Source organism: Slackia heliotrinireducens DSM 20476 (assembly GCF_000023885.1).
GTDB classification, from domain to species: Bacteria; Actinomycetota; Coriobacteriia; order Coriobacteriales; family Eggerthellaceae; genus Slackia; species Slackia heliotrinireducens.
The window spans coordinates 1,077,955-1,103,705 of record NC_013165.1 but is presented as its reverse complement, the minus strand read 5'-3'; the positions used below and the strand labels follow the sequence as shown (position 1 = coordinate 1,103,705).

Annotated in this window: 23 protein-coding genes and 3 tRNA genes; 4 read left to right on the top strand and 22 right to left on the bottom strand. The window is 60.2% G+C overall.

Features of this window, described 5'->3' with window-relative positions:
* Positions 1 to 2: 2 nt before the first annotated feature.
* The 7 genes from SHEL_RS04700 to SHEL_RS04670 form a co-directional block, all read right to left on the bottom strand.
* On the bottom strand, positions 3 to 482 hold the full coding sequence (locus tag SHEL_RS04700) for a tRNA (cytidine(34)-2'-O)-methyltransferase (protein ID WP_012798102.1): 480 nt from the start codon (positions 480 to 482) through the stop codon (positions 3 to 5).
* Positions 472 to 2,565 (bottom strand): ABC-F family ATP-binding cassette domain-containing protein, encoded by a 2,094-nt coding sequence (locus SHEL_RS04695; protein WP_050749630.1) that lies wholly within the window; start codon positions 2,563 to 2,565, stop codon positions 472 to 474. The genes SHEL_RS04700 and SHEL_RS04695 overlap by 11 nt, the downstream gene beginning before the upstream one ends.
* 58 nt (positions 2,566 to 2,623) lie before the next feature.
* Positions 2,624 to 4,168, bottom strand: coding sequence for a L,D-transpeptidase (locus SHEL_RS04690; RefSeq protein ID WP_012798100.1), 1,545 nt, complete (start codon positions 4,166 to 4,168; stop codon positions 2,624 to 2,626).
* A gap of 204 nt (positions 4,169 to 4,372) precedes the next feature.
* The gene (gene rd, locus SHEL_RS04685; protein ID WP_012798098.1) at positions 4,373 to 4,531 is read right to left on the bottom strand and encodes a rubredoxin; all 159 of its coding nucleotides are present in this window, start codon (positions 4,529 to 4,531) and stop codon (positions 4,373 to 4,375) included.
* 205 nt (positions 4,532 to 4,736) lie between these two features.
* Complete coding sequence (locus SHEL_RS04680; RefSeq protein WP_012798097.1) at positions 4,737 to 5,732, bottom strand: N-acetylmuramoyl-L-alanine amidase family protein; 996 nt, start codon at positions 5,730 to 5,732, stop codon at positions 4,737 to 4,739.
* 240 nt (positions 5,733 to 5,972) lie between these two features.
* Positions 5,973 to 6,047, bottom strand: a tRNA-Asn gene (locus SHEL_RS04675).
* A 3-nt stretch (positions 6,048 to 6,050) separates the two neighbouring features.
* Positions 6,051 to 6,125: transfer RNA gene (locus SHEL_RS04670), tRNA-Val, on the bottom strand.
* Between the two features lie 338 nt (positions 6,126 to 6,463).
* On the opposite strand from SHEL_RS04670, the gene SHEL_RS04665 reads away from it, so the two are divergent.
* Together SHEL_RS04665 and SHEL_RS04660 are read left to right on the top strand one after the other, a co-directional pair.
* The gene (locus SHEL_RS04665; protein ID WP_012798096.1) at positions 6,464 to 7,384 is read left to right on the top strand and encodes an acyl-CoA thioester hydrolase/BAAT C-terminal domain-containing protein; all 921 of its coding nucleotides are present in this window, start codon (positions 6,464 to 6,466) and stop codon (positions 7,382 to 7,384) included.
* 85 nt (positions 7,385 to 7,469) lie between these two features.
* Entirely contained in the window at positions 7,470 to 8,252 is a 783-nt protein-coding gene (locus SHEL_RS04660) for a hypothetical protein (protein WP_012798095.1), read from the top strand.
* Positions 8,253 to 8,255: 3 nt separating this feature from the next.
* On the opposite strand, the gene SHEL_RS04655 is transcribed toward SHEL_RS04660, so the two are convergent.
* Complete coding sequence (locus tag SHEL_RS04655; RefSeq protein WP_012798094.1) at positions 8,256 to 9,722, bottom strand: protein kinase domain-containing protein; 1,467 nt, start codon at positions 9,720 to 9,722, stop codon at positions 8,256 to 8,258.
* A complete protein-coding gene (locus SHEL_RS15075; protein WP_012798093.1) occupies positions 9,712 to 10,416 on the bottom strand; it encodes a CBS domain-containing protein in 705 nt (234 codons plus the stop codon). The genes SHEL_RS04655 and SHEL_RS15075 overlap by 11 nt, the downstream gene beginning before the upstream one ends.
* Positions 10,417 to 10,676: 260 nt before the next feature.
* Here SHEL_RS15075 and SHEL_RS04645 point away from each other — a divergent pair, with 260 nt between their 5' ends.
* Both SHEL_RS04645 and SHEL_RS04640 read left to right on the top strand, forming a co-directional pair.
* A complete protein-coding gene (locus tag SHEL_RS04645; RefSeq protein WP_012798092.1) occupies positions 10,677 to 10,976 on the top strand; it encodes a hypothetical protein in 300 nt (99 codons plus the stop codon).
* A gap of 201 nt (positions 10,977 to 11,177) precedes the next feature.
* Positions 11,178 to 11,645: a helix-turn-helix domain-containing protein gene (locus SHEL_RS04640; protein ID WP_012798091.1), complete on the top strand. Its 468-nt coding sequence runs from the start codon at positions 11,178 to 11,180 to the stop codon at positions 11,643 to 11,645.
* 25 nt (positions 11,646 to 11,670) lie between these two features.
* On the opposite strand, the gene SHEL_RS04635 is transcribed toward SHEL_RS04640, so the two are convergent.
* The 13 genes from SHEL_RS04635 to SHEL_RS04575 form a co-directional block, all read right to left on the bottom strand.
* Entirely contained in the window at positions 11,671 to 11,982 is a 312-nt protein-coding gene (locus tag SHEL_RS04635) for a TfoX/Sxy family protein (RefSeq protein WP_012798090.1), read from the bottom strand.
* A gap of 2 nt (positions 11,983 to 11,984) precedes the next feature.
* Positions 11,985 to 13,064, bottom strand: coding sequence for an alpha/beta hydrolase (locus tag SHEL_RS04630; protein ID WP_041422492.1), 1,080 nt, complete (start codon positions 13,062 to 13,064; stop codon positions 11,985 to 11,987).
* Between the two features lie 39 nt (positions 13,065 to 13,103).
* Positions 13,104 to 13,742 carry a hypothetical protein gene (locus SHEL_RS04625; protein ID WP_050749529.1) on the bottom strand — a complete coding sequence of 213 codons (639 nt, stop codon included), beginning with the start codon at positions 13,740 to 13,742 and terminating at the stop codon, positions 13,104 to 13,106.
* A 369-nt stretch (positions 13,743 to 14,111) separates the two neighbouring features.
* Positions 14,112 to 14,186 (bottom strand) — tRNA-Ile (locus tag SHEL_RS04620).
* A gap of 25 nt (positions 14,187 to 14,211) precedes the next feature.
* On the bottom strand, positions 14,212 to 15,327 hold the full coding sequence (gene rpoD, locus SHEL_RS04615; RefSeq protein WP_126513878.1) for an RNA polymerase sigma factor RpoD: 1,116 nt from the start codon (positions 15,325 to 15,327) through the stop codon (positions 14,212 to 14,214).
* A gap of 215 nt (positions 15,328 to 15,542) precedes the next feature.
* The gene (dnaG, locus tag SHEL_RS04610; RefSeq protein WP_012798086.1) at positions 15,543 to 17,399 is read right to left on the bottom strand and encodes a DNA primase; all 1,857 of its coding nucleotides are present in this window, start codon (positions 17,397 to 17,399) and stop codon (positions 15,543 to 15,545) included.
* A gap of 57 nt (positions 17,400 to 17,456) precedes the next feature.
* Positions 17,457 to 18,377, bottom strand: coding sequence for a riboflavin biosynthesis protein RibF (gene ribF / locus SHEL_RS04605; protein WP_012798085.1), 921 nt, complete (start codon positions 18,375 to 18,377; stop codon positions 17,457 to 17,459).
* Positions 18,361 to 19,365, bottom strand: a complete 1,005-nt coding sequence (gene truB, locus SHEL_RS04600; protein WP_012798084.1) for a tRNA pseudouridine(55) synthase TruB — start codon at positions 19,363 to 19,365, stop codon at positions 18,361 to 18,363. The genes ribF and truB overlap by 17 nt, the downstream gene beginning before the upstream one ends.
* Positions 19,362 to 20,372 carry a DHH family phosphoesterase gene (locus SHEL_RS04595; RefSeq protein WP_012798083.1) on the bottom strand — a complete coding sequence of 337 codons (1,011 nt, stop codon included), beginning with the start codon at positions 20,370 to 20,372 and terminating at the stop codon, positions 19,362 to 19,364. Before SHEL_RS04595 ends, truB begins: the two co-directional genes overlap by 4 nt.
* 5 nt (positions 20,373 to 20,377) lie before the next feature.
* Complete coding sequence (gene rbfA / locus SHEL_RS04590; RefSeq protein WP_012798082.1) at positions 20,378 to 20,794, bottom strand: 30S ribosome-binding factor RbfA; 417 nt, start codon at positions 20,792 to 20,794, stop codon at positions 20,378 to 20,380.
* A gap of 102 nt (positions 20,795 to 20,896) precedes the next feature.
* Positions 20,897 to 23,722: a translation initiation factor IF-2 gene (gene infB, locus SHEL_RS04585; protein WP_012798081.1), complete on the bottom strand. Its 2,826-nt coding sequence runs from the start codon at positions 23,720 to 23,722 to the stop codon at positions 20,897 to 20,899.
* 33 nt (positions 23,723 to 23,755) lie between these two features.
* A complete protein-coding gene (gene nusA, locus SHEL_RS04580) occupies positions 23,756 to 24,961 on the bottom strand; it encodes a transcription termination factor NusA (protein WP_012798080.1) in 1,206 nt (401 codons plus the stop codon).
* Between the two features lie 49 nt (positions 24,962 to 25,010).
* Complete coding sequence (locus tag SHEL_RS04575) at positions 25,011 to 25,487, bottom strand: ribosome maturation factor RimP (RefSeq protein ID WP_012798079.1); 477 nt, start codon at positions 25,485 to 25,487, stop codon at positions 25,011 to 25,013.
* Positions 25,488 to 25,751 lie beyond the last annotated feature (264 nt).

Here is a 25,751-nt window from a genome sequence, read left to right as displayed (position 1 = left end):
TCCTATTCCAAACCGCCCCATTGGCGGATGACTTCGTACACGCCCACCGCCACGGCGTTGGACAGGTTCAGGCTGCGCATGTTGTGCCTCATGGGGATGCGGACGCACCTGTCAACATGGGCCGCCAGCACGTCCTCGTCGATGCCCCGGCTTTCGCGGCCGAACACCAGATACACGTCGCCGCCGCCTTCGCCGTAGCGCACATCGGTATAGCACGTTTCGGTATGGGAAGTGAACAGATGCAGCTCGTCGTTGCCGTGCTGAGACAGAAACGCCTCCACGCTGGCATGTTTGACCACGTCCACGTCGTCCCAGTAGTCGCAGCCCGAACGTTTCAGGTTGCGCTCCGTCAGACGGAAGCCCATGGGCTCCACCAGATGCAACGTGGCCCCCACCACCGCGCAGGTGCGGGCGACGTTGCCCGTGTTCTGGGGGATCTCAGGCTCGAAGAGCACGACATGGATATGGGGCTTATCGGACACCGGCGGCCTGCCTTGCCATTTCGGCTTCCAGCTCCTCGTTCAGCATGAGCCATTCCTCTTCGGCGGCGGCCATGCGCTGCTTGATAGCCGCATGCTCGGCGATGGCGTCGGTGGAAGCATCCTCGTTGATGTAGAAGTCCGGGTCGCTCATGAGCTCGATCAGCTCCGCCATACGCTTGGAATCCGCCTCCATCTGGGCGTCCAGGGCGGCGATGCGCTTGCGATGGTTCTTCAGTGCGGCGTAGGCACGGTTGCGGGCCTCGGCCTCGCGGCGCTTCTGCTCCTTCGACTTCGGCGCGCTCTGCTTCGGGGCCGTCAGCTGGCTGCCCGCAGGCGCCGGGGCCGGGGTTGCCGCCCTGCCGTCGGCGTCTTTGCGGCGACCTTTGTTGGAAACGCCCTTCGAGCTTTTGACCTGCGATGCAGGCATCTTGCCAGGGCCTTTGTCCGAACCTTGCGCGGCGCCTTCGGTCTTGGCATCCAGGTCGTCTTCCAGCTGGCCGGTCTTGTACAGGTAGTAATCGTAGTCGCCGTCGTACACCGTGAGCTTGCCCGGCTGCACCTCGACGATGCGGTTGGCTACGCTGCGGATCAGATGACGGTCGTGAGTGATGAGCAGGATGGTGCCTTCGAAGGACAGCAGCGCCTGCTCCAAGATGTCCGTGGACGCGATGTCCAAGTGGTTGGTGGGCTCGTCCAAACACAGCAGAGGCCTGGGCGACACCAGCATCTTCGCCAGAGCCAGACGGCTCTTCTCGCCGCCGGACAGCACGCTCACGCGTTTGTTGACGTCGTCCCCATTGAACAGGAACGCGCCCAAAAGCGTGCGCACCTGACTGATGGTCCAACCCGGCGCCACATGGTCAAGCTCCTCGAACACGGTGTTGCCGCCGTGAAGCTCTTCCAGCTGGTGCTGGGCGTAATAGGTCTTGGTGACGTTGGTACCGTAAGTGATGGTGCCCGCGTCGGGCTCCATCACGCCGGCGATCATCTTGAGCAGCGTGGATTTGCCCGCGCCGTTGGGCCCTACCAGGGCGATCTTCTGGCCGCGGTACAGCTTCAGGTCAAGCCCGTCGTAGACGTGCTTGTCGCCGAAGTGCTTCTGCACGCCGTCCACGGAAACCACCATGTCGCCCGTACGGGGCGGCTGCACGAAGTTGAAATGCACCGTCTTCTTCTCTTCAGGCACGACGATGACGTCCATCTTCTCCAGCTTGCGGACGCGGTCCTGCACCTGCTTGGCCTTGGTGGCCTTGTAGCGGAAGCGCTCGACGAAGGCTTCCATGTGGGCGCGCTCTTCGGCCTGCTTTTCGGCCTGCTGCTTCAGGCGTTCGATCCATTCCTCACGCTGCTTGAGGTACGACGCATAGTTGCCCTTGTACAGGTGGATCTGCCCCAGGTCGATCTCCGCCACGCGGTCCACCATGTTGTCCATGAACGCGCGGTCGTGGGACACGACGATGACGGCGCCGTCGTAGGCGCGCAGGAACTTCTCCAGCCACTTGACGCTTTCCAGGTCCAGGTGGTTGGTGGGCTCGTCCAGAAGCAGGATGTCGGGTTTGCGGATGAGGAGCTTCGCCAGGGCGATGCGCATCTGCCAGCCGCCGGAAAACTCCAAGGTGGACCGGCGCATGTCGTCTTCGCCGAAGCCCAGGCCGAACAGCACGCTGCGCACGTCCGATTCCAAGCGGTAGCCGCCCATGGCCTCGTAGGCGTCCCGGGCGCGGCCGCATTGCGCGAGCTGCGCCTCCGTGGGGTTGTCGCCCAGGTTCGCCTCCAGCTGATGCAGGCGGCGCTCGGCGTCGAGCACGTCCTGCTGGCTGGAAATGACCTCGTCGAAGATGGTGTTGTCCTCCATCTCGATGGCTTCCTGGCGCAGGTAGCCCACCTGGGCGCCATGAGCCAGCACCACGTGGCCTTCGTCGAAGTCCTCCTCCCCCATGATGATGTTGAGCAGCGTGGTCTTGCCGGCTCCGTTGGGGCCGACAAGCGCAAGCCGGTCATGGGCATCAAGCCCAAAAGACGCATCGGAGAACAGCACGCGTCCTCCGAAGCTTTTCGTGATATGTTCGATCTGCAGTAACAAGAGCAATTCACCGTTCAAGAAGAGGGTGCGAAGCATATCGCCCGCACCCTTCGCATTTCTAGTAATGAGAGACGACGCAAATCCCCACGTCGATGAGGCCGAACAGCGCCTCTGCCTTCGAGGGCGGCAGGTTCACGCATCCGTGGGATCCCCGGTAGGTGTACGCGTTGGGATCGGCGAACGCCGCGTCGGATTGCCATGGCGCATCGTGCATGCCCACGGCGTTGCCGATGAAGGGCATCCAGTACTCCACGTGCGACTCGTATTCCGGTTCATTCGTCTCCGGGTCGATCTGGCCCTTCAGAACGACATTGGTCTGATGGGCCTTCAGGTAGTACACGCCCGTCGGCGTTTGGTGGCCGTCTGTCTTGCCTGTGATGATAGGCGAATCCCACAGCAGGTTGCCCGATGCGTCATACAGGTAGGCGTGCTGCTCGCTTAAGTCCACATCCACCCAGGAGCCCCAGTCGCGATTCTCGGATACATAGCCGTTGCCCGAGCTGGTGGCTTCGATGTCCACCTCGCCGCTCACGTGATTCAGGACGGAATCGGTTACGGCCTCGACGATAGCGTCGGAAGAGATGCTCCAGCCGTAATCGCCGCCCGACACCGTAACGGTCTTCCCGTCGGGGCGTTCGTAGGTGCGCTCGGTGCCGATGGTGCTCATGCCGTCAGCAAGACCCGATGCCCACTCGGTCATGGCTGCTTCGTCAAGCGACGGCACGCCGCTTTCGTCGAAGACCACCCACTGGCTGACCACGTCGGCGTTGACGCGGGTGATTTCGGCGCCGGTCACGTCCGAAACGAGCAGCGCATCGCAGGCGACGATGTCGTTTGCCGCCTGGCAGTTGGCGACCAGCGTTTCATCGGTGGCGAGCACCTGGGGCTTAATCAGGTCGTCTTCGGTCACTTCACAGGTTTCGTCCAGCGTGACGATGGCAGACTCCACCTTGGCCAGAACAGCATCGGGGTTAATCTGGGTGCCGTATACCTCGTCCACGATGACGAAGGCGTCTTCGGCGTCTTTGTACGTGATGTACGCGTCCTCGGAAACCGTCTGCGGCTCGTTGAACGTGGCCACCTGTTCGGCCACGTATCCGCTCAGCACGTCGCCTGAGGAAGAAGCCACCAGCACTTCGGTCAGGTCGTGGTCATCCATGACCTGGACGGGCCACTTCCATTTATCGACCGTATCGGCAGCGGCCTTAACCACGCTTTCCGCGTCCAAATCGATGCCGCCGTCAGCGGACGTGATGTTGAAGTCGATGCCTTCGCCCTTCACGTTGATGGAATAGTAGGATTCGACATCCTCGATTTGGGAGATGACCTCTTCATGGGTGGCCAGAGACAGATCCAGCGGACCCATGGTGGTGTTCGGGTAGAAATGGTTGCCGAAATAATATGCGCCGGCACCATACGCAGCCCCTGCGATAGCGGCGAATATTCCAAATGTGATCAGGGCAACACGGCCACCCTTGCCATTTTTCTGCGAAGTCCTACCCGCGTAGGAATCGCGCGAATAACCAGCAATCGAGCCCTGGATGCCCGCAGGATTGACGGCTGCGAAGTCCTCAGCCGGCTCCTCTACGTTAGCATGCTTCATCTATGGTGTGTTCCTCTCAGGACCGTATACATAAGTTGGTTTATATTGCCACATCAGAGTCGCGTTCGGCGAGTATTTCACGAATATCGACGAAATACGCACCTCTCGAGCCGTACAGCCCCTTCCCCATGGTCTTTTGCCCCTGAACAGACAAGGGCGCGCCTTTGTCAGGCACGCCCTTTTCAATCGGTTTTAAGAGCCGAATTATTCCTCGTACGGCTCGAAATTGTCCTTGTCCAAGCCGCATTCGGGACAAACCCAATCCTCGGGCAGGTCCTCGAAGGCGGTTCCTGGAGCAATGCCGTTGTCAGGATCGCCGATTTCGGGATCGTAGATCCAGCCGCAAACGCAGATGTACTTCATAGTTGCCTCCTAAACGTCGTTGCGCCCCCCTTGAAGCTGGTTTGATTCTACCATTACGCAGCCCTGACGCGCCACCTTTCCGAGGGGACGTGCCGCCCTTGGCGCAGCCGCGGCCCCAGGCGCAACAGCTCAAACCCGTGCAAGCTTTGAGAGCGACCGAGTATTAATATAGAGCCACGTTGCTTCGAATGCTCCCAAGCGAGCCTTATTGCATCCAGACGCCCGAGCTGCTGAAGGTATAGGTTTTGCCGCCGATGGTCTGCGTGCCCGTGACCATCTTGCCGTTCGTGCCCAGGTAGTACCAGCTTCCGCTGATCTTCTGCCAGCCGGTCTGCATCACTCCACCGCCGCTGAAGTAATACCACGAGCCGCCGATTTTCGCCCAACCGGTCTGCATCACGCCGTTCGCGGGGAACCAGTACCATTTCCCGCCGTCTTTCACCCAGTCATTCGAAACCATGTCACCGCCGATGCAGTAATACCACTTCCCGCCGGACTTCAGCCAGCCCTCATGGCTTCTGCCGTTGCTGTCCTGATAGCTCCAAATGGTGTCGCCGTTTTCGTCGACCCATTTGATCCAGCCGGTCCGCATGGCGCCGTCGGTGCCCATGTAATAGTAGCTGCCGTCCACTTCCGTGCCCCACCACAGCCAGTAGGTGGCCATGATACCCTGGTCGATGCAGTACCACTTGCCGCCGAACTTCAGCCAGCCCTCGTGGATTCTCCCGTTCGTATCGACGTAAGTCCAGTATTTTGTGCCTTCGAAATCCTTGAAGCTGCGCCAACCGGGCGTGGTGTCCCAAACCCCGTCGTCACCCATGAAATACCAGGCCGTGCCGTCGAAAACCGCGCCGGTCGACATCATCCCGTCGAGGCAGTAATACCATTTGCCACCTGATTTCAACCAACCGTTCGTACCCTTGCCGTTCTTTTCGAAGTGCATCCAGCCCAGGTCGGTGTTCTTCCAGCAGTTTCTCTGCATGACGCCGTTAGCGTCGAAATAGTAATAGGCGCCGTCGGGTTCGATCCAGAAAACGCCGTCGGCATACTCCCAGCCGTAGTCGTCGTAGCAGTGCCAGCCGTCGGATTCGTTTTTCCATTCATCGGCGTATGCGTAGGTGGTGGCAGCAGAGCCTAATAGCAGGCATCCCAGCACAAACGCGATTGCGGCGTGTAGTACGAAGTTCGTCCGTTTTTCCATTGGGTCCTCCCATCGCTCGTAAAAACCGCCCGCATGGCATAATTGCACTATGACATGCAGAATTGGGTATTCATCAGGCAAAACGGCGCTGCGGTCAAAATAAGGCGTGAACAGAAGGGGCGATGCGTATGCGGTCGCGAGGCGAGAAGAACAGCAAAGGGAAGGCCCATAACCCTAAATCCACTTTTTTGACGCGAAAAGAAAACAGGCCAGACATTTCTGCCTGGCCTGTATCGTTTCTGGCTCCCCGGGTAGGATTCGAACCTACAACAACGCGGTTAACAGCCGCGGGCTCTGCCGTTGAGCTACCGAGGAATATGGTGGGCGTTACAAGATTTGAACTTGTGACCTCTTCCGTGTGAAGGAAGCGCTCTCCCCCTGAGCCAAACGCCCATTGCGTCAAACGCAAGACGTAATATTAGCGATAAAGCCCAGCGGGCGCAAGACCCATTTTCAAAAATCCCGCCAACCGTGGAGACGTCTTCAAAACTCCGCCCTCGCTTGGCGCGAGTGCATTGTACCACCGTCCATCGGCCCTTCGACGTGGAATTATGATGTAGCCACCCGAGGCGGACCGACTGCCTCCAGACGGAACGATCGCCTCTGCAGCGCGACACCTCCTGAGCGGCGCGATTGCCCACGACGTCATAGACGTCTTCTGTTCTGGTATCATCTGCCCGAAAGCGCATGCGCACACATTCGCACACCGACCCCCTAAGGAAACGAGAAGCATGAACGCACAGCACTGCACCGTGGCCGAAGAAGGCTTTTACGGAACGTATTACCCGCTTGAACAGGCAGGATCAAAAGCTGTCATCGGTATGATCGGCGACGACCCCGACGACTACATGGCCCGCTGCGCCGTGAAGTGGCTGCACGGGCTGGGCATCCCCGTAGTGACCATGTCCCCCGAAAAGAAGGATTACGGCCACCACAGCTACCCTGTCGAGCGCGTCGAATCGGCCGTCGCATTCCTCAAATCCCACGGCTTCGAGAAAATCGGCGTTGTGGGCGCGTCTACCACCGGCATGCTCGCCCTGGTTGCCGCATCGCTCATCCCCGACATCACCTTGACCATCGCCCTGACCCCGCCCGACTTCGTGATGGAAGGGTTCTATCGGGACGGCCTGGACGGCATGACGGAACGTCCAGGCGACTTCGAATCGTCGCTGACCTGGCGTGGCGAGCAGCTGCCCTTCCTCCCCTACGCCTACAGGCACCCTGAATACTGGCAAAACATCCAGGCAGAATCGAAAAAGCGCAAGGACATGGTCGTGTCCCGCCCTCTGTTCGACGAGTCGGAGCGCCGCCATCCTGTGCAGGAGGATGAACGGATCAAAGTGGAGAACATCCACGGGCACATCGTGTTCGTCGGCGCCGAGGACGACGTCCTTTGGGACACCTGCACCTACATCCGGCGCATGGAAGCCCGCCTGGCGGAGCGCCCGCACACCTGCTCTTGGGAATCGCACCTGTTTGAGCACGGGACGCATTTCGTCTTTCCGGAAGGCATGGTGAAGACCATGCTGCCCATAGGGTTCGACTTTCTGCTCACCAGAATCTTTCGGGAGGCGAAAGGCTACACGAAGGAATGCCGCCAGGCCCGCATCGACATCGACCGGAGCATTCGGCGGGCCATCGAGCAATGGTAGCTGAAAACCCATTGGCGGTTTGAGGGAGACTCACGGGCGCAAGACGTAAAATACCGTTCAGGCAAAACAAGGTTTGGAGGTGCTTATGAACAAACCGATGATGACGATGGTCGCATTCGCCGTAGCCGCGGCTTTGGGCATGGCCTGCCTGGGCTGCTCGGCAAGCACAGCCGAAAAGGAAGACGGCGGCAGCCTTGCGACCAGCGACACCCCCGCGGCCGAAGAGTCCGAAGGCACCGCAGAAGACGAAAACGCCACAGAAAAGGAAACCGTTACAAAGACCGAAGACGCCGTGGAGAATGAAGGCGACACCGACCCGGAATCCACGGGTGCCGCAAACCCCACGGTCGAGGATTCCGCTGCGGAGCCGCTGCCGCCCTATGCAGGCGACACAAGCACCCTCGACGGAAACATTGCAAACTACCTGATTGCAGAATTCTCAGCCGGCTACGAAGCGCCTGACACATGGATTCCCGTCGTGCAAACCGTTGCCGTCGACGAATCGAACGCCGAAGACATCAAATGCTGGGGCAGCTACTGGATCTTGGGTTACAACCAAAACGGCACCACACTCGAATGCACCTGCGGAGGCAACTACCCCGGATGCGTGCACCTCGCCAAAACCGCAGAAGGCGGCTACGAGGTGACCTCGATGGATGTGGCCGAAGACGGAGAGAGGTGGTACGGCAGCCTGGTCGAAATCTGCGGCGGCGACAGTGCGCTGGCAGATGAGATTGCTGCCGCGACCGACCTGTCGGCAGAGCCGCAAGCCGGCATTCGCACGGATGCCATCCGCGCCTACGTGCAGGAAAACGGCCTGAACGTGACGGCATACCAGGACTTCGGCTGGGATCCCGTAGAGCTGTAAGCCCTAGCTGAAAAGCGAACCGATGATTTCAAGCGCCAGCTCGCCCTGAGGCGTGGCTGGCGTTATTTTCGCATTGCCGAAGGACACGGCCTTCAGAACCCCGCCCACATCATCCGGCTCCTGGATGCACAGCACCCCGAGTATGCCGAAAGCCAGGTCGAAGCAGTCCTCGCTATCAGGATCGAGGGCCAGAAACTCTTTGCGGCAATCGTCCACCGAGATGGCCATGGCCTCTTCCATCTCGTCATCGTCGAACAGAAGCGACACGCCCTCGGCCGCCGCATCCAAGGTAGTCAGCATTTCAGACACGCCGGACATCCACGACAAGCGTTCCTTCGCATGCTTCAAAGCCAGATATCGTACGCGGGTGCGGACCTCTTCGGCAAACTCGCCAGGACGGATGGGCCACGTGTCCTCCAGCTGCAGCGGCGTGGGACGCATCGAGGCGTCGCTGTCGAGGGCCTGGGCCATTAGGCTGCGCATGCGCTCGACGACGTCGCGGTATGCGGCCTGCACGATCGAGCGCACGGCAGAATCGTCAGCGGGAAACCCGGTCTCGCGGGCGATTTCCTCAGCTGCAATCCGCTCCGCATCGACGATGCGCTTCGTGTTCGGTCGAAACTCCGGAAACTTCATGGCAGCCACGGCCTCAACGGCCGGATACCCAGGCGGGTTCCCTTTGTTCATCAACGCGTAGAACGTGGCCGCGATGCTGTAAGCATCTATGCGGGCAACGGCGTCGACGTCCGTGCCAACCCCCAGCCCTGCCTCTTGAAAGTACTGTTCAGGAGCGGAAAACCCGTACGTTCCTCGGGCAAGGCCGCGCCCATCCGGCCCCTTGGAAATGCCGAAGTCGATAAGGCGGACCCCGCCTTCGGATACCACGATGTTGGACGGTTTGATGTCGCAGTGGGCATGCACGTTGCGGGCGGCGCAGGCGTGTGCGGCGAACCGGATGACGGGACCGATTGTTTCGAGCGCCTGGCACAGATCCAGCGGCCACCTGTTCGGGTGGGCCAATTCAGATGCCAAGTTCGTTCCGCTGATGTATTCCATCAGCACGAACGCGTCCGCTGCGGCGGCCGGGTTCGTCGCCAGCACCCCGCAGGCATAAGGCATAGGCGCGATGCGCTCGTTGGCATGCAGAAGCAAGGCCTCCCATTCGACCTGCATGGCCCGCTCGCTCTCGAAGGTTTTAAGCGCGAACCGCTGGCCCGATCCGTCGGCCACCAGAACCACGCGCCCCTGGCCGCCCGAACCCAGCTGCTGCACGATGCGGACGTTCAAATCAGAAGCAAAGCGTATGCCGGACTTGCCGTACGAATCGCGAATGCGAAGGTGCAAAACGCCGCCGCTCGAACCGATGCCGCGAATCGTCCCGCCAGACGGAGCCGAGGTGTTCCGAGCACCCGCACGACCGGTGCTCGTCGGCCGCGGCCGCAGGTTGTCGGGTTTGGCATCATTCGTCATCGTGACCCAACACATCCCATGCCGTCAGCATGCCCAGCACTCGTTCGCCCTGCCTGCCCAAGTTGGTCAGAAACACCACACCGACGCGCTTGCCGATGTGAAACTGATCTTCGAAGTCTTGGGCGATGCTGTCCAGGCTGGCGTTGCGCGGCCGGAACAGAAACACGATCCTGTCGCGCCCATCGAAGCCCATCCATTCGCGCAAGTCGGAGAACCGCAGCTCATCGAAGGATACGATGTCGCATTCCGCAAGGTACGCGCACAGCGAGTCGGCGCCGAATACCGCAGTCACGCGACCGTCCTCCACCACTGGTAGATAGGAGAATCCACGCCTGTTCATCTCCTCGATGGCCGGCCGCACATCGCTGTCCCACGTGCAGGTCAGCATGTCTTCCTTGCGCACGCAGGCGTCCATCGCGGACGTCCCGCCCTGGATGTCGAATATGAGCCGCTGGAGGAAGTCGACCATCTCCTGGCTCGGTTGCACGGCGAACTCGCTGCCCACCTTCGGCCGATGGGACAGCAGGTTGCGCACATCGGCGCAGTACTCGATGCGGTCCCGCCAACGCTCGTAACGGGGCTGCCGCCTCAAAAACGTGACCACCGACGCCCGGTCATCCAAGCTGTACGTGCCCCTGACAATCGTCTCAAGCTGCCGGTACAAATCCAGATACGTTTCCGTCAAATCGTTCAAAACAGGCTCCTCGTGCGAAAGGATTCATCTTCGGAGCATTGTATCAGCCCCATCGCCGCCTGTCTGCCGCCCCGTCGCTGTACAATTCGGAGCAAACAACTCTGGGGAATGTCGCGTGTTGGAAAGGTTCTCGAAGCGCGTACGCTTCTAAATGCGTAGCTATTTCAAAGAATCTGCATTTGCGCGATAGTTGCATTACAGTCTTATACCACATGAAGACCTCTCGACATGCATCACCGAGGGGCGGAAAGGGATGTCCTATGAGATTCTCGACAACTCCCACGACACAGAAGACCATCCACGAGAACCTGCCTAAATACGAGAAGAAGTTCAATGGCGAGAACCGAAATCCCGTCCATGTGCTTGCGTGCTCTACCGAAGGAATCCGTCGACGTCTGGTTTTATGCACGGCGGCAATCGAGGCGCTGCCCTCCACCACCGAGCATCCCGATACCGCGCTTGCCGTACACGACAGCCTGCTCGAATGCATGGACGAGCTCGAAGGCATGGCACGGCTTCTCGAAGACCTCAGCGTCGAGCGCGACGCCGCCCGCTCGTAAACCGACGGGGGAATCGCCCCGCACGAACCCACCGCCCTTCATGCAGAACAGCCCGTCGGCACGCCTTCGAAACAGACGTCCGAACGCCATCTGAAAAGATGTGCGGCCAAGATGCGTCCGAACCTGGCCGCAAGCTGCGCCGCGAAAAAGCCCCGCCAGCGCGTAACGCCTGACGGGGCATGGTTTTAAGTGGTGGGACTGTTGAGTCGCTACTCTAACTTTGCCCCCCGGTTAATCAGTCTCAAGCCTGAGTACCTGAATCCCAGTGATTCCGGTGCATTTCCGCTGGTCAGCACCAATATCACAGACACTTCCTACGACCCTAATTATATCGTCACCGAGATACAGCAGCAACAAAAAGATCTCACGGACGACGAAATCCTGCAAATTACTCGACGTTACAGCGAAGGTGCCAGCGTCTATGAACTCGCCCGGGACTTCGACTGCCACCGCTCCACCATAAGCAGGCATCTGAGGCTGCAGGGTATCACGGTTTCCAACAAGGTCATCGACCGTCCGGCGCTGGTGGAGCGTGTCCTCCAGATGTATGCCGACAGGATGCATGCCAAGCAAATCGGAACCGAGCTGGATATCTCACCTAAGAGCGTCTCGAAGATCCTCCACGACAATAACGTTCGCATCCGGCATAGCACTGAATACCACAAATAGGTATCTCGTTAGCGGAAATCATTCATCATTTCTTCTTCGGAGCAGGGAGTTCCACATACATTGCTTTCAGCAGTTCTTCCAAGAACTCCCGGTTTTCGACACCATCAACAAGAAGCATATCCTTCGCGCCCTCATAGGGAAGCTCCATCTCCGCATCCGGCATCATCGCCTGCGCTGACTTCGTGGGCTTCACCAGAAAGCGGTCGTCGTAAATGCCGCCGATGACCTTGCCCCGGTAGTAGATGATATATTCGCCCATCATGGCGCGGCAGGATACGTCTTCCAAGTCGGAAAGCTGCTCCAATATGTAATCCAGATACTCTTTACTCGATGCCATAGCTACATGTTCCTATCGTAAAAGTCCAAGAACTGATCGAAGAGTTCTTTATCCAGCCGATTGCTCCACCTTACTCTATCGAGGTGGGTATTTATGTATTCAGCTCTGTCCTTTGCAAACCGTTCCTTGTTTTCATCAGCTTCGCGGTCGTATCCAAGCGTTTCGAACCATTTGTCAAACTCGGCGTCGAACTCATCCTTATAAGTGTCATTACCATCAATGAAAAAGTCACTATGTCCCTTGTCCTCGAAATGCAGGAAGGTGAACCGTGGGTCGTCCTTGTATTTCCCGTAATACAGGTTATAGCCGTAGCTCATAGGCACCACATCATCGTCTTCGCTGTGCGCAACCATCACCGCTGCTTCACTTGCCTCGAATCCATCCATTGCTGTATTGGTTGCGTAGTTTCCGTATTTGAACCATTCGTAACTTCTCACAAATGGCATCATGGCTTCGATTCCGTCGCCCACCTCCGCTCTGCCGCCCACTTCAAACAGATCCGAGGCGCGATTGCACCCACAGCACTCGATGACGGCTTTCACCTCGGGATGGTAGGTAAGCACGCTGCATACACTGTAGCCGCCCCAACTGTGCCCGAACAATCCTATCGGCAGATCGGGGAAGTTCCCGCTCTCCTCCACAAACGAAATGGCATAATCGAGGTCGACTACTCCTTGCGGGAAGCCGCCTACGCCATCGCCTTCGCTGGCATCGTTTCCGGTGGCATCGTAGGCAAACACGTAATACCCGTGCTGTGCAAAGTAGTTTGCGCAGTCCATATACGAGTTGTGGCCGCCCCCGTACCCGTGGGCGATGATAATGATTCCGCGCGGATCGCTGCTTGCACTGTATAAGTACCCAGCAAGCATTTGTCCCTTGTCAGAGGGGAACTTGTACTCCGTGCACTGCAGTCCATCGAAGTCTTCAACACGCAGCTCTAGCGGCTCGTAGCTTTCAAACCGTTGATTGATGTTCTCGTTGTATATAAATGCGCAAAAGCCCTGCCATGCACCCAGCAATAGGACAAGGGCGCATAACACGACGATCAATGCGGTTTTCTTTTTTGATCTTTTCTTTTCCATTCAGAGTAATAACCCCACCTTAGTCTATTATTTCTTCTGTTATGAGAAAACATACCCGACCTTGTTTACGCCAATAACGCCTCGGCGCAGGACGGTGATATCGATTGTATCGTAGTCCGCTCTCTTTATTTCCGACGCACTGATGGCAATCCTCGGGGTTTCCGTTGTCTCGATTCTGGTGCGCGGTATCTCTATCGTCGCTACTCCCATCTCATGGAGCACGTCCTCTGGAAGCTCATAGTTCTGCTCTACCAGTCCGAAACAGGTGAACCCGGTATCGACACAGAACGAGATTAGCTTCTTCTTGCCGATGTTGTAGATGACGCAGAAGGAGGTTCCTATCAGGCTGCCCAGCAGGTACCCGAGAACAGGAAGCTGGAACCCGAGTGCCTGACCTATGACGCCTCCGATATGTGCTCCGACAAGGTATCCGTCGGACACTACAACCATGTCCACGAACGCCGCACCCATCTGCTGTGTGGTCATCTTTCCAGCGGCGACGAGAATGCTGTTCTTTGTAGTCTGCAAAACCAGAGCAACAACTGTACCAAGAAGTGTCGGGCTGATGCCCTTGAGTGCTTCTCCCAAAGCGCCGCTATCACACATGATTTGAAGCGCAGCGGATATTGAACCCCGAAGGAAACCCTCGGCTCCTGCAGAGATTCCTTTCTCTCCCATGTGTCTAACCTGAGCAAGATCCCTTTGAGGTAGGACTTGCGAGTTTTCTATATCCTCAACCGACTTTTGCATGGTCTAAACGACTGATTTTCGTGTCCGAAACGCTGTTTAAGACAGCAAAACGGGCTTTTCGGACCATCGATCCGAACCAACGATATAGAAGACTCGCTTATCCTACCTCATCCATGTCTCAGAAGTTGCAAAGGGCGGTTCGGGCAAGGTCCGCGATCCGCTTCGGCCCGCGGCGGCCCGTCGGCACGCTTTAGAAAACCGGAATCCGAACGGCCACGGCGCGGCCGAGCCTGGCCGCAGCCGAGAACACGAAAAAGCCCCGCCAGCGCGTAACGCCTGACGGGGCACGGTTTTAAGTGGTGGGCCCGGCCGGATTCGAACCGACAACCAAAGGATTATGAGTCCCCTGCTCCACCATTGAGCTACAGGCCCAAATTGCGCACGCTATTGTAGCGCACTAGTCTTCCAAATAGTCCTTCAACTTGGAAGAACGACTGGGATGACGCAATTTCGCCAAGGTCTTGCTCTCGATTTGGCGGATACGCTCGCGAGTGACGCCGAACTCCCGTCCGACCTCCTCCAACGTGTGAGGCTGGCCGTCTTCCAGGCCGAAGCGCTTGATGACCACGTTGCGCTCGCGCTCGCCCAGGGTGTCGAGCACCTTGGAAAGCTGCTCCTGCATCATAGCGAAGCTGGCCGCGTCCACGGGAACGATGGCGGAGTCATCCTCGATGAAGTCGCCGAGCTGGGAATCCTCCTCTTCGCCGATGGGCGTTTCGAGGGACACGGGCTCCTGGCTCAGCTTCTGGATCTCGCGCACACGCTCTGCAGACAGGCCCATCTTCTCGCCGATCTCCTCGGGGCTGGGATCGCGGCCCAGCTCCTGCAGCAGCTGGCGCTGGATGCGGACAAGCTTGTTGATGGTCTCGACCATGTGCACCGGAATGCGGATGGTACGCGCCTGGTCGGCGATGGCGCGGGTGATGGCCTGACGAATCCACCACGTGGCGTACGTGGAGAATTTGAAGCCCTTGGTGTAGTCGAATTTCTCGACCGCACGAATCAGGCCGAGGTTGCCTTCCTGGATGAGGTCCAGGAACAGCATGCCACGACCGACATAACGCTTGGCGATGGAGACCACGAGACGCAGGTTCGCTTCGATAAGCTGGTCTTTCGCGTCAAGACCGACCTGCTCCACGCGGGTCAGGCGACGGCGCTCACGACGGTCGAGCTCGACGCCCTCCTCTTCCGCCTTCTCCAGTTCGGCAGTAGCGGCGACGCCGGCCTCGATCTTCATGGCCAAGTCGACTTCCTCCGAAGGGGTAAGCAGCGGGACTTTGCCGATTTCTTTGAGGTACATGCGAACAGGGTCGCCGGTAAGCATGGTCACCGACGTGTCCGCGGAACGACGAACGCGCGAACGCGAAGAGCGGTTGTTCTTGATCTTGGGGAGTGTTGCCGCAGCGGCCGAAGGAGCCTTCAGCTCCTCTTCAGGAATTCCCTCGAGCAAGTCTTCGTCTTCGATGGCGGTATCGTCTTTGTCTTCTGCGCTTGCGATGTCATCCTCCGTCATGACATCGTCTTCAACCTGGGGCTCTTCAATATCAATATCATCGATTTTCGTAGCTTTGGCTGCAGACACAGACAAGTCCTTCCGTCGAATGCGTATAGTACACCTGTTTAAAAAGGCTCTTAACTATACCACGTTTTGAAGACCCGTGGAAATAATCGATTTCCTATATTCAAGCTTATTACATATCCGTACGTTTAAGGCCCTGAACAGTCACGTTAAACGACAGTATGGGACCGCCGCAGCGCAGCCAGTTCCTTTTGCAGAGCCACGACGCTGGCATACAGAATGTTGCGTTCGTCGTCGGTCAGAGACGAATCCTTGATTTCGGCGTTCATGGACAGGATGTTCTGCTCCATATCGCGAATCGCAAGCTCCTCGGACAAAAACGTTGCCAAGCGCACCGGATCGGACACGTCGTAGGACGAGGCCGATGTGAGAACCGAACGCGAGCCGGGACAGGCCGCATCAAGGGCGGTAATCAACTCCGCTGCTGTGGCCTGGGGATATTCCGCCAACATGGTCAGCAGCCCTTCGGCGATGGCGCCGTGGTTGCGGCTGCGCCACATGGTTCGCGCTATCTGGGCGGCGAACTGGATGCCTATCTGCGGATGCGTGGCGGCCAAAGCCAAGAATTCCTGCTCGATGCGCAGACGCTCCCGCTCCTTCGAAGACAGCTCGAAGGCGGGCTGTGCATTCGCTGGGGCGGCAGGCTGCTGGGCGGGGCCGTCGGCGGCCTCCCCCATCGGACGCGGCACGCGGGCGTTGGCGAGCTTGTCCTGAATGACCCTGGAATCCACCTGCAACCGGTCGGCCAGGTAGTTCACGTACTCCTGCGCCATAAGCGACTGGCGAATGGGAGCCAGAAGCTCGATGACCTCGGGCAGCACCCGGCTCTTTTCCGCATAGTCCGTCAAATCCCGAGCCGCCAGCTTCCGGTCGATGGCGTAGCGCATCAGCGGCTTGGCGTCATCCAGCAACACCTTGAGCGCGTCGGCGCCCCGCTGCTGCACGAAATCGGCCGGGTCCAGGTTGTCGGGCAGCGTGCAGGCGTACAGACCCACCTGCTTGCGCCCCGCTTCAGGCAACATGCTCTCGTCCACGAACCGTGCGGCACGGTCGGCGGCCCGCTGGCCTGCTTCATCACCGTCGAACAGATAGACGATCTTGTTCTTGGCGTGGCGCGAGAGCTGACGCACGTGTTGCGCCGTCAACGCCGTGCCAAGCGTGGCAACGACGTTCTTCACGCCAGCCTCGTGCAGCACGATGACGTCGGTGTAACCCTCCACGATGATCGCGATGCCCGTCGAGGCCATGGCGCCTTTGGCCATATCCAGCCCGAACAGCACTTGCGACTTATGGAACAGCGCCGTCTCCTGGGTGTTCAGATACTTGGGCTCGCCCTTGCCGATGACGCGGCCGCCAAACGCGATGGTGTCGCCTTCGGCGTCGCGAATCGGGAACATGATGCGGTTGTAGAACCGGTCCTGCAGCTTGTTGGTGCGGTTGGAGATCAGCGCCACATTGGCGTCGATCATCTGCTGCTGGGTGAAACCCAGCGAGCGAAGGTGCCTGACCAATGCTCCTCGTCCGGGCGCGAACCCCAGATTCCATGTTTTGGGAATGGTGCCGCCCAAATCGCGGGACCCCAGATACGAGCGGGCGGAAGCGGCCCCTTCGTCGCGGGAGCGCATGAGTTGCGTATGATAGAACGCGGCCGTGGCCTCGCACACCTCTTTCAGGCGCGCCTTCTTGCCGCGCACCGCACGTTCGCGTTCGTCTTCGGTAATCTGGATGCCAGCACGTCGGGCCAGTTCACGAACGGCATCGGCGAACCCGATGTCGTCAAGCTTCATGACGAAGCTGATGACGTCGCCACCTTCGCCGCAGCCGAAGCAATGCCAAAGCTGGGTGTTCGGGTCGACCTTGAACGACGGCGTTTTCTCGTTGTGGAACGGGCAGCAGCCCCAGAAGTCGCGACCGCGCTGGCGCAGCGGAACCCTGTCGCCCACAATGGCCACCAGATCGCTCGCCTCACGCACCTTGCGAATATCATCCTCGGGAATGGATGCCACGCGCCCGTCCTCCTTTCCGACGCCTTCGAACTCCCCTACTCTACCACGTATGAACCGCTACAGGTTCTCCCGCGTCCATGCGATGTTGTCCATCACCGTGGCGATGAGCTCATCCGTGCTCTCGAACTTGATCATCGGACGCAGGTAATGAACCGGTTCGATGGTAATCGTGTCGCCGTAGATGTCGCCTTCGAAATCCAGAATATGGGCTTCGCAGGTGGCCGTCGCATCCTCGAAGGTCGGAGCAACGCCGACGCTCATGGCGACCTTGTATTTCCTGCCGTCGACATATCCGTAGGCGGCGTACACGCCTTCGCCCAACACCTGGCGCATGGCCGGCAGTTCCAGGTTGGCTGTAGCGAACCCCATGTCAGCGCCTTCGTGACGTCCTTCCAGAACTTTGCCCGTAAACGTGTACGGATGTCCCAAAAGCTTCGTGGCCACTTCGCAGTCGCCGCAAGACAGAAGGCCCCGGATGCGCGTTGCCGTAATGGGCGAGCCGTACTTGCTCTTCAAGTCGTGGTCACAGATCCTCACGCCAAGTCCGTCGCCCCATGCCTTCAGGTCGGCGACTGTGCCCTGCGCCTTGCAGCCGAACCGGAAATCATTGCCGACGTGCAGCGAGTAGATGATCTCCTCGCCGAACGTCGTGGCCAGAAAGTCCATGGGCAGCTGGGATGCGAACTCCCTTGTGAAGGGAAGCACCACGACGTAATCCGCGCAGGTCCGCGAAAGCGCCTGGATGCGCTCCTCGTTCGTCATGAGCTTTTTCAGCTTGTCAGGACGAAACACCTCGTCAGGATCTATGTCGAAGGTCAGAGCCACCGAAGCGCCGCCGTTCTCCCGAGCCATCTCGCAGGCCGAATCGATGAGGAACTGATGCCCCTTATGCACGCCGTCGAACACGCCGAACGCGCAGGATGCACCCACAAGCACGCGTTTCTCAAACGCTTCGTCAATACTATATATTAGACCCACGATACACTCCTTGAGCAAAGACGCAGCAGGGTGAAACCATACCACGATTCACCTGTGCGGAATAGAGGGCAACCAATGTATTGCCTGCGACCATGCTTATGGTCTCGCCGTCCGCCAAAGGCGCACTCGACCGTTTGGCGTGTGCCGTCATGCAGCAATCGCCCTGGTCGTTCCGGGGCGCCTCGAACAGCTGCAGGGTCTTCGCAGGCAGACGCTTTCCGTTGGCCACGTCGGCCTGCTGCCGCTCGTTGAGAAACGCCGTGCGGAAGCCCAGCAGCCGCACGGGATCGATGGCCGCCTTCGGGCCTGCGGCCTCCAGCTCCTCCAGAGTCACGCACTGGTCCACATGCAGCCCGCCCGCCTCGATGCGGCGAAGCTCCGACACGTGGGCGGCCGTCCCCAGACGAACTCCGATGTCCCGGGCCAGCGAGCGGATGTACGTCCCCTTGGAAACGCCGAACCGAACGTCCCAGAACAGGACGCCGTCCTCGGTGCGGCCCGTTTGCAGCAGGTCGGCGGCGTACACGGTAATCTCGCGGGCATCCAGCTCGACGACGTTGCCGGCACGGGCGGCCTCGTAGGCGCGCTTGCCGTCGCGTTTGATGGCCGAATACTGCGGCGGCGTCTGCAGCTGCTTGCCCAGACATGTGAAGAGAAAGGCTCTGGCCTGGGTCTCGTCAGACAGCTCGGGCGGCACCTCGGCCGTACGGATGACCTGGCCGCACCTGTCGTCGGTGTCGGTTGCCGTACCGAAGGCTATTCGCACGTCATAGACCTTGTCGTGGTTGACGAAGTACGCGTCAAGCCTGGTAGCAGGCCCGATGCACACCGCCAAGGCGCCCGTTGCCAAAGGGTCGAGCGTTCCGGTATGGCCCACGCGGCGCTCGCCGAAGATGCGGCGGCACCGGTTGACCACGTCATGGGAACTCATGCCTTTAGGCTTGTCCACGCCCACTACAAGCGACAGGCCGCTTTCCCCACGTTTCATGCGCGCTCCTGGTCGTATGCGGCAACGGCCTTGTCCATGGCCTTCGAAACGGCCTCTATCGCGTCTTCCAGCGAGCCTTTGAACGTAAATCCTGCAGCCGCCTTGTGGCCGCCTCCGCCCAGGCTGCGGGCGATTTCGGCCACGTCGATGTCATCCACCTTGGAACGGATGGATCCGCGGATGACGTTCTCACGTTCGCGCAGGATGCAAGCGGTATAGATGCCTCCAAGGGAACGGATGGAGTCGATAAGGATCTCGGCGTCGGCATCCACGGCCCCGGATTCGGAATAGTCGGCAACAGTCACGTAGGACAGCACCCATTTGCCGCTGTCGGACACGCGGATGCGTTCCAGCATGCGCCTCTCCAACTTGAAGGAGGCCAGCGTCCGGGACTGGTACACCGCCTGGGAAGCCTCCGAAGGCGAGGCGCCGGCGGCGACCATCTCGGTGGCTGCCCGGAAGGCGCGTTCATCGGCGTTCTGGAACTGGAAGCGGCCCGTATCGGTCATGAGCGCCACGTAGCAGCACACGGCCATGTCGACGGTCGGTTCCACGCCGAGCTCCTTGATCAGGTCCCACATGAGGATGCCCACCGCCGCCGCATCGGGGTCGACGTAGTTGAACTCGGACATGACCGTAGGCACGGCATGGTGGTCTATCGTGAACCTGACCTGCGCTCGGGCCTGCACCTCCGACGCATCGCGCAGACGCTCGGTCGTAGGCACGTCGCAGGCGACGAACGCCTCGGGCGAGCCCTGGTACTCCTTCGCCGGCACAAGACGCTCCGCACCAGGCAGAAACGCCAGGTCGGCGGGAATGGGGTCGGATGTGGCCAGCAGCACGTCGGCACGCTTTCCCAACGACTCCAACGCAAAGGCCAGCGCCAACAGGCTGCCCAGACAATCGCCGTCGGGGCTCACGTGGCCGCACAGCGCGAAGGTGTCGTGCTTCTTCAGTTCGCGGGCGATGTCCGCCAGCGTCGCGTTGGTCTGCGGGGTGACGGCCATGTCGGTTAGTCCTCCTCGTCGTCTTCCCAGTCGTAGGTGTCGTCCAGGTTCGACCCAGCGTTCTTCGCGGCGCTGGCCGCGTTGCGCTCGGCGTCGGCAGCCAGGGCACGGGCGATGCGTTCGGCCTCATCAACGCTGGGGTCCAACAGGAAACGCAACTCAGGCGTCACGCGCCAGGACAGGCTGCGGCCCATGAGCGAACGGATGCGACCTTTGGCCGCTTCGAAGCCAGCGGCAGCGCCCTCGTACGTTCCGGGCTCGGCGGTATAGAAGACGTTGCAGTAGCTGCGGTCGAAGCTGACCTCGCATCCGGTGATGGTCACCATGCTCAGACGCGGGTCGGACACCTCGAACAGCAGAATATTCGCCAGAATCTCCCTGGCCTGCTCGTTGGTTTTACGGTTGGCGTTCGATTGCTTCATGGCCAATCCTCCTTGTGCAAAAGGCGCCTGCGCTCCCCCGAAAAAGAGGAAGCGACAGGCGCGTATTTGTGATATCGCAGTTCAGGCCGCGATATTCAGCGGTTATTCGGTACGTGCGACCTGCTCGATGCGGTAACCTTCGATCATGTCGCCCACCTTGACGTCGTTGTAGCCGTCGACGCTGATGCCGCATTCGTAGCCCTGCTTGACCGTCTTGACGTCGTCCTTGAAACGGCGCAGCGAAGACAACGTGCCTTCGAAGATGATGGTCTGGTTGCGGACCACGCGGACACGGTCGTCGCGGGACAGCTCGCCTTCGGTGACGTAGCAGCCGGCGACGTTGCCCACCTTGGGTACGCGGAACACGTCGCGGACCTCGGCCGAACCGGTGTCGCGCTCGATGATTTCGGGGGCAAGCATGCCGACGCGCGCGGCATTGATGTCCTCGATGGCCTGGTAGATGACGCGGTACAGGCGGATGTCGACCTTCTCGCGCTCGGCGGACTTGCGGGCGCCGGCCGTGGGACGCACGTTGAAGCCAATGATGATGGCGTCCGACGCGGCAGCAAGCGTGACGTCGGTCTCGGTCACGCCGCCGACAGCGGCATGGATGATGTTGATGCGGACCTCGGACTGGTCCATCTTGGCGAAGGCGTCGCGCAGAGCCTCGATGGAACCCTGAACGTCGGCCTTGACCACCAGGTTGAGGTCGGCCATGCCCTCTTCGATACGGCTGAACAAGTCGTCCAGGGAGACATGCCCGCGGGCTTCCTGCTCCTTGAGGCGGGCACGCATCTGGCGCTCTTCGGCCAGTTTGCGGGCGTCGCGCTCCTCTTCGAATACGCGGAACTCGTCACCTGCGGTAGGCACGCTGCCCAGACCCAAGATCTCAACCGGGTCGGAAGGCTTGGCGGCCTTGGTGTGGTTGCCGCGCGGGTCGACCAGGGCGCGAACGCGACCATAGCTCTGACCTGCGACGACCACATCGCCAGGCTTCAAGGTGCCGCGCTGCACCAGAACGGTGGCAACAGGGCCGCGGCCCCTGTCCAGGTTCGCCTCGATGACGAAGCCGGATGCGATGGCGTCGGGGTTGGCCTTCAGTTCGAGCACGTCAGCCTGCAGCAGGATGGTCTCGAGCAGATCGTCGATGCCCTCCTTCTTCTTGGCGGACACGTTGACGAACATGTTGGAGCCGCCCCATTCTTCGGGGATGACGCCGTATTCCACAAGTTCCTGGCGCACACGGTCGGGATTCGCGCCGGGCTTGTCGATCTTGTTGACGGCAACCACGATGGGCACGCCTGCGGCCTCTGCGTGGTTGATTGCCTCAACGGTCTGGGGCATGACGCCGTCGTCGGCCGCAACGACCAGAACGACAACGTCGGTCACTTCAGCACCGCGGGCACGCATGGCGGTAAACGCCTCGTGGCCGGGGGTGTCGATAAACGTGACCTGACGGCCCTGCACGTTGACCACCGATGCGCCGATGTGCTGGGTGATGCCGCCGGCCTCGGACAGGGCGACGCCCGAAGAACGGATGGCGTCGAGCAGCGAGGTTTTGCCGTGGTCGACGTGGCCCATGACCGTGACCACCGGCGGGCGGGGCTTCAGGTCTTCTTCGGAGTCGTTGTAGACGATGGCGTACTCCTCCTCCGGCGACACGATGCGGACCTTGCGGCCCATGTCGTCGGCGATCAGTTCGACCATCTCCTCAGGCATGGTCTGGGTGACGGTGAACGCCTGCCCAAGCATGAACAGTCGCTTGATGACGTCGCTGGAGGGAACGCCCAGGGCTTCGGCGAATTCGCCGACGGTTACGCCCTCGCCCACCTCGACAACACTGTCGTCGAGCACCAGGTCGGGGTCGATGCCGTGCTCGATGGCTTCCATCGCCAGACGCTCGCGCTGCTCGGCCTCGCGCTTCTCCTTGCGCTTGCGGCGACGGCCTTCGCCCTCGTTGCTGCTGGCTGCGGCCACGGCGGCGCGGGCCTCGGCCAGCACCTTGTCGCGCTGCAGCTTTTCGGCCTGAACGGCCATCTGGGCATACCTGTCCTCGCCGGACGCCGCTTCCTGGGCGTTCAGCTCAGGCACATCGGGCTCGAAGCGATGCTCGTTGCGCTTGCCGCGCTTCTTGCCGCCACGGTTGTCCTGAACGCCGGCCTTGCCGTCGTTGTGGGCAGCCGCAGGACGGTTGCCGCCGGCATTGCGGTTGCTGTTCTTCTTGGCGGCCTTGCGCTCCTCCGCCTCGGCGTTAATGCGCGCGTTCTCGGACTCTATCTGCGAAAGCAGCGAGTTGAACGCGGAGGTGCGACGGGTCGGCGTGGGAGCCGGCGCGGGCTTCTTGGGGGCCCGCTGGACCGTCTCCTCGGTCTTGGCGGAAGACTTCTTGCCGTTACGGTTGGCAAGAGCCTCTGCCACGGCCTTCTTCTTGGCCACCTCGGCTGACAGCTTGGCAGCGCGGGCCTCGGCCTCGCGCTTGGCCTTGCGCTCCGCTTCGGCCTGGCGCTGCTCCTCTATCTGCTGGGCAAGGCTGGACAGGCCCGAAGAGACCTTCGGGGCCGGCTTCACCGTGTGCGCAGGCTCTTCGGGGGCCGGCGCAGGCGTCGAAACGCCACGGGCGGCACGCTCGGCGTCACGCATGGCGCGCTCGTGCTCCATGGCCTTGCGGCGCTCCGCCTCCTCTTCGGCCTTCCTGGCGGCTTCCGCCTCCTGCTCGGCCTTCAGGGCAGCGGCTTCTTTGCTGTCGAGGCCCGCTGCGGCGGCACCGACTTCGGGTGCCAGCGCCTTGCGGATCTTTTCGACGTTCTCTTCGGTAAGCGGCGAAGCATGGCTCTTGGCGGGGATCTTCAGATCATGGATCTTCGCAAGAAGCTCCTTGCTGTCCATACCGAATTCTTTGGCTAATTCCAGAACTCTCATATTCGGCATGCGGTACTCCTTCTCTATCCTTGCTCTGAAGAGCTATTTCTCTTCGTACTCGGCGTGAATGCCGCAGAAACGGCTGCCGGGGCGGGCGTGGTTGCGGCAGGCGACGCCGGTTTCGGAAACGTACGAGCAGAACTCGACGTCCTCATCCTCGGGCTCCTCGTCGATGAGCATGTTGACCTCGGGGGCCGGCTGTCCAGCGAAGCTGGTGGACTTGATGTCGATGTGCCAGCCGGTCAGGCGAGCCGCCAGACGGGCGTTCTGACCCTCTTTGCCGATGGCCAAAGACAGCTGGTCGTCAGGCACGATGACAGTCGCGTACTGGTTTTCCTCATCAACGGACACGCGGGTGACGCGGGCCGGGCTCAAGGCGTTGGCGACGTACTTGGCGGGGTCTTCCGACCACTGGATGACGTCGACGCGCTCGTTGCGCAGCTCCTCGACGACCATGCGCACGCGGCTGCCCTTGGGGCCGACGCAGGCACCCACCGGGTCCAGATTGGGCTCGCGGGAAGCCACGGCCACCTTGGAACGAGCGCCGGGCTCACGGGCGATGGACTTGATCTCGACCATGCCGTCGTAGATCTCGGGAACCTCGAGCTCGAAAAGACGGCGAATCAGGTCAGGATGGGTACGGGACACGACGATGGCGGGACGGGCCTGGTCGCCACGACCGCGGTTCTCCACGGAATTGGGGTCGCGGACGTCGATGATCAGGGTCTTGATGCGCTGGTTGTGGCGGTAGCGCTCGCCTGCGGGAACCTCGTTGCGTTCGCCGGGGTTGCGCTTCTCGTCGTAATGCGGCAGCTCGGCCTCGACGCCGTCGCGGATCTTCACGATGGTGAAGTCAGGCGTGCCCTGCAGCACGGTGCCCGTGACGATGTCGCCAACGCGGTCACGGAACTCGTCGTAGATGCTCTGGCGGCCGGCTTCACGGACGATGGAGGCGATGACGCTCTTGGCGTTCTGGGCTGCGATGCGGCTTACGTTGGAAGGCGTTACGTCGCGCTCTTCGAACTCGGTCCAGTAGCCATCTTCGTCCATCTCGCCCGTGGGGACGAGCTCGTACACGTAGATCTGACCGGTGGTGCGGTCGATGGTCACGCGAGCATCCCATTCCAGATTGAGAATGGACTGGTAGCTCTTGGCCAGGGAGGCCTCGAGGCGTTCGATGAGGTAGATCTCGTCGATCTTCTTCTCATGGGCCAGCGCCTGAAGGGCATCCATCAATTCAGAAGACATGGCGTTTTCCTTTCTATATATAGGTGGGCTGCATGCGGCCCGTTCGGTACTAATTGAATTCAATCTTGCCTTTGACGTGAGCTTTCTTCACATCGTTCAGAGCGATGGCGAGCTCTTCGCCACTCTCCAAGCCGATGAGCACGCAACCGGACTCCTCGTCGAACCCGTTGAGCTGCGCGTTGAACCTGCTTTGTCCGTCGAAGGGCTTGGCGGTCATGACATACACATCCTCGCCCGCGAACCGTGCGAAATGCTCGGGGGTGCGCAAGGGGCGATCGATGCCCGGGGAGCTCACCTCGAGCGTATACGCTCCGGGAAACGGGTCGATTTCCTCGACGATCTCGTTCACCCACACCTGGGCGGCAGCGATGTCGTCGAATGTGACGCCTTCAGGCGTATCGAGGTACACCCTGATGGTGGGCGCTTTTCGCGAACCGACGATTTCGATGGTCACGATCTCCATACCCTCCTGCTGAGCGCGGGGCTCCAACGAAGCCAGCAGCTCGGCTTCTTTTGCAGACAGCATCCTGACCTCCTTCCGTTTTGCACTCACTTGCACGTATCGGGTCCTCATACAAAAAGAAAGCGGGACAAAGCCCACTTTCTCAAAGACCGAAAAAGTTGTATTGGTTCCTGCTGAAACCTCATCTTTTATACCACACGGGACATTGCCGCTTCAAGCGGGGCGCAATCGGCTCCACAAACGAAGCATCTCGCCCCAATGCGCCTTGGGTACGGAGAAGGACTCGGTTTGCCATAAGGATTTACATATAAGAGATACTCCCATTGT